Source organism: Pseudomonas sp. (assembly GCF_041601375.1).
Classification (GTDB): domain Bacteria; phylum Pseudomonadota; class Gammaproteobacteria; order Pseudomonadales; family Pseudomonadaceae; genus Aquipseudomonas.
Window position 1 is genome coordinate 1 of record NZ_JBFIIG010000260.1, and the last position, 4,551, is coordinate 4,551.

Annotated in this window: 2 protein-coding genes and 1 pseudogene; 2 read left to right on the top strand and 1 reads right to left on the bottom strand. The window is 65.3% G+C overall.

Features of this window, described 5'->3' with window-relative positions; genetic code table 11:
• A pseudogene (locus tag ABZE94_RS20530) lies at nt 1–194 on the bottom strand (lytic transglycosylase F); the annotation flags it as partial.
• A gap of 143 nt (nt 195–337) precedes the next feature.
• On the opposite strand from ABZE94_RS20530, the gene purL reads away from it, so the two are divergent.
• Together purL and ABZE94_RS20540 are read left to right on the top strand one after the other, a co-directional pair.
• Nucleotides 338–4,231 (top strand): phosphoribosylformylglycinamidine synthase, encoded by a 3,894-nt coding sequence (gene purL / locus ABZE94_RS20535; protein WP_372877943.1) that lies wholly within the window; start codon nt 338–340, stop codon nt 4,229–4,231.
• A gap of 98 nt (nt 4,232–4,329) precedes the next feature.
• The coding region (locus tag ABZE94_RS20540; protein WP_372877945.1) for a CDGSH iron-sulfur domain-containing protein at nt 4,330–4,551 on the top strand (222 nt) is incomplete at its 3' end.

A 4,551-nucleotide genomic window follows, 5' to 3' on the forward strand; every position in this document is an offset into this window, starting at 1 on the left:
TCGAAGCCGGTTTCGCCGTTGCGATCCTGGAAATAGGTGGCCGGGCTGTTGCGGGTGATCACCCGCAGTACACCCTCCGCCTTGACGCGCTCGAGGGCGCTGGGGGCTTCAGCGCAGCTGACGAGCACTAGGAGGATTCCGAGCGCCGACAACCAGTAGGCGCAGCGTGAGCGGAACGCAGATTGAGCAAACATTGGCGCAGTATACGCAAAGCGTGCCGCTCACCATATCTCGGCAGTGCAGGCGATAGTTCTGGCACCGTCACGGGTGCCGCGGCGAGCGCTTTAGGCTAGAATGCACGGCCTCAAAGTACACCCCTTCCCAGAGGCTGTCCCCGATGTTGATCCTGCGCGGCGCTCCCGCCCTTTCTGCTTTCCGCCACGGTAAATTGCTCGAGCAACTGACCAGCAAAGTACCCGCTGTGACTGGGCTGTATGCCGAGTTCGCGCATTTTGCCGATGTTACCGGGGTGCTCGGTGCCGATGAAGAACAGGTGCTGGCCCGTCTGCTCAAGTACGGCCCGAGTGTGCCGGTGCAGGAGCCCAGCGGCCGCCTGCTGCTGACCATTCCGCGTTTCGGCACCATCTCGCCATGGTCGAGCAAGGCCAGCGACATCGCGCGCAACTGCGGCCTGGCGAAGATCCAGCGCATCGAGCGCGGCATCGCCTACTACGTCGCCGGCGAGTTGAGCGAAGCCGAGCTGCAGCTGGTCGCGGGCTTGCTGCATGACCGCATGACCCAGCTGGTGTTGACCGATGTGCAAGCCGCCGCGGCGCTGTTCAGTCACGCCGAGCCCAAGCCGCTGACCGCGGTGGATGTGCTCGGCGGCGGCCGCGCCGCCCTGGAGCAGGCCAACGTCGAGCTGGGCCTGGCCCTGGCCGAAGACGAAATCGATTACCTGGTCAGCAGCTTCAACGAGCTGCAGCGCAATCCGCACGACATCGAACTGATGATGTTCGCCCAGGCCAACTCCGAGCATTGCCGGCACAAGATCTTCAATGCCAGCTGGGACCTCGACGGCGAGAGCCAGGACAAGTCGCTGTTCGGCATGATCAAGAACACCCACGAGCTGCACAGCGCAGGCGTGCTCTCGGCCTATAAAGACAATGCCGCGGTGATCGTCGGCCACACCGCGGGGCGCTTCTACCCGAACGCCGCAACCCGTCAGTACGGCGCCCATCAGGAGCCGGTGCACATCCTGATGAAGGTGGAGACCCACAATCACCCGACCGCCATCGCGCCGTTCCCCGGTGCCGCCACCGGTTCCGGCGGCGAGATCCGTGACGAAGGCGCTACCGGCCGCGGCGCCAAGCCCAAGGCCGGACTGACCGGTTTCAGCGTGTCCAACCTGCAGATCCCCGGCTTCGAGCAGCCGTGGGAAGTGCCCTATGGCAAGCCGGAGCGCATCGTCACCGCGCTGGACATCATGATCGAAGGCCCGCTCGGCGGCGCGGCGTTCAACAACGAATTCGGCCGTCCGGCGCTGACCGGTTATTTCCGCACCTTCGAGCAGGCGGTCGATACCCCGCGCGGCCTCGAGGTGCGCGGTTACCACAAACCGATCATGCTCGCGGGCGGCATGGGCAACATTCGCGCCGATCACGTGCAGAAAGGTGAGATCACCATCGGCTCCAGGCTGATCGTGCTCGGTGGCCCGGCCATGTTGATCGGTCTGGGCGGCGGCGCCGCCTCGTCGATGGCCACGGGGACCAGCTCTGCCGACCTGGACTTCGCCTCGGTGCAGCGCGAAAACCCGGAAATGGAGCGCCGTTGCCAGGAAGTGATCGACCGCTGCTGGCAGCTGGGCGAGCAGAACCCGATCAGCTTCATTCATGACGTCGGTGCCGGCGGCTTGTCCAATGCCTTCCCCGAGCTGGTCAACGATGGTGATCGCGGTGGGCGTTTCGAGCTGCGCAATGTGCCCAATGACGAACCGGGCATGGCGCCCCATGAGATCTGGAGCAACGAATCCCAGGAACGCTACGTGCTGGCCGTCGACGCCGCCGACTTCGAGCGTTTCAAGGCGATCTGCGAGCGCGAGCGTTGCCCGTTCGCGGTGGTCGGCGAGGCGACCGAAGAGCCGCACCTGACCGTTGCCGACAGCCATTTCGGCAATAAGCCGGTGGACATGCCGCTCAATGTGCTGCTCGGCAAGGCGCCGCGCATGCACCGTTCGGCCAGCCACGAAGCCGAGCTGGGCGATGATTTCGATGCCAGTGGCCTGGCGCTCGACGACGCCCTGACCCGCGTGCTGCATCACCCGGCGGTGGCCAGCAAGAGCTTTTTGATTACCATCGGCGACCGCACCATCACCGGCCTGGTCGCGCGCGATCAGATGGTCGGCCCGTGGCAGGTGCCCGTGGCCGATTGTGCGGTCACCGCCACCAGCTTCGACACTTATACCGGCGAAGCCATGGCCATGGGCGAGCGCACGCCGCTGGCCTTGCTGGATGCGGCCGCATCGGGGCGCATCGCCATTGGCGAGACCCTGACCAACCTGGCCGCGGCCCGGATCGAGAAGATTTCCGATATCAAGCTGTCCGCCAACTGGATGGCCGCCGCTGGCCACCCGGGCGAAGACGCCCGCCTGTACGACACGGTCAAAGCCGTGGGCATGCAGCTGTGTCCGGAGCTAGGGATCTGCATCCCGGTGGGCAAGGATTCGATGTCGATGAAAACCCGCTGGCAGGATGACGGCACGGAGAAGAGCGTCACCTCGCCGCTGTCGCTGATCGTGACCGGTTTTGCCCCGGTCAGCGATATCCGCCAGACCCTGACGCCGCAACTGCGCATGGACAAGGGTGAAACCGACCTGATCCTGATCGATCTGGGGCGCGGGCAGAACCGCATGGGCGCCTCGATTCTGGCCCAGGTGTACGGGCAGATCGGCAAGCAGGCCCCCGACGTCGACGACGCCGAGGACCTCAAGGCATTCTTCGCGGTGATCCAGGGGCTGAATGCCGATGGTCACCTGCTGGCCTACCATGACCGCTCCGACGGCGGCCTGCTGGTCAGTGCGCTGGAAATGGCCTTCGCCGGCCATTGCGGCCTCGACCTGTCGCTCGACTCGCTGGCCGGCAGCCAGGATGAACTGGCTGACGTGCTGTTCAACGAGGAGCTGGGTGCGCTGATCCAGGTGCACAAGGACCTCACGCCGCAGGTGCTGACCCAGTTCAGTGCGGCGGGCCTCGATTGCGTGGCCGTGGTCGGCCAGCCGGTCAACAATGACGAGGTGCGGATCAGCTTCGACGGCCAGCCGGTATTCACCGGCCAGCGGCGCTTGTTGCAGCGCCAGTGGAGCGAAACCAGCTACCAGGTCCAGCGCCTGCGCGACAACGTCCAGTGCGCCGAGCAGGAGTTCGATGCGCTGCTCGAGGAAGACAATCCGGGCCTGAGCGTCAAGCTGGCTTTCGACGTCAACCAGGACATCGCCGCGCCCTACATCAAGAAGGGCCTGCGTCCGCAAATCGCGGTGCTGCGCGAGCAGGGCGTCAACGGCCAGGTGGAAATGGCCGCCGCCTTCGACCGTGCCGGGTTCAGTGCGATCGACGTGCACATGAGCGATATCCTCGCCGGCCGTGTCGACCTGGATGCCTTCAAGGGTTTGGTCGCCTGCGGCGGCTTCTCCTATGGCGACGTGCTCGGCGCCGGTGAGGGCTGGGCCAAGTCGATCCTGTTCAACAGCCGTGCCCGCGATGGCTTCCAGGCCTTCTTCGAGCGCAAGGACAGCTTCGCCCTGGGCGTGTGCAACGGCTGCCAGATGATGAGCAACCTGCATGAACTGATTCCCGGCAGCGAGTTCTGGCCGCACTTCGTGCGCAACCGTTCCGAGCAGTTCGAGGCGCGGGTGGCCATGGTCCAGGTGCAGGAATCGGCCTCGATCTTCCTCCAGGGCATGGCCGGTTCGCGCATGCCGATCGCCATCGCCCATGGCGAGGGCCATGCCGAGTTCCAGAGCGAGGAAGCCCTGCTCGAGGCCGACCTGTCCGGTTGTGTGGCCATGCGCTTCATCGACAACCACGGCAAGGTCACCGAGAACTACCCGGCCAACCCCAACGGTTCGCCGCGTGGGATTACCGGCCTGACCAGCCGTGACGGTCGGGTGACCATCATGATGCCGCACCCGGAGCGGGTGTTCCGCGCCGTGCAGAATTCCTGGCAGCCGGAAGAGTGGCAGGAAGATGCCGGTTGGCTGCGCATGTTCCGCAACGCACGGGTCTGGGTGGACTGACCGCGAGCCTCTGCTGGCCCTCTCCCATTCAGGGGAGAGGGCTCTAGCCCGGGTGCAGCCGGGGCAGCGTTCGAGAGTTATCCCGGATTGCGCTATCAATGACCGAAGCCGATTCCCCCGCGTTTCCCGAAGTTCGTCAGGTCAACCCTGGCGAAGCTCATCTGCTATGCCGCTGCGGACGCTCGCCCGCGCTTCCCGACTGCTCTCCCGGTTGTGCCGAAGGGCTGTGCCTCGAACCCGTGCGTCAGCAATTTCTCCTCCTCTGCCGCTGCGGCCAGTCGCGGCGCCTGCCCCATTGCGACGGCAGCCACAACCTGCCA

Bases quoted from the DNA above. Each gene is read 5' to 3' on its own strand.
- purL (WP_372877943.1), top strand. From the start codon at position 338: ATGTTGATCCTGCGCGGCGCTCCCGCCCTTTCTGCTTTCCGCCACGGT.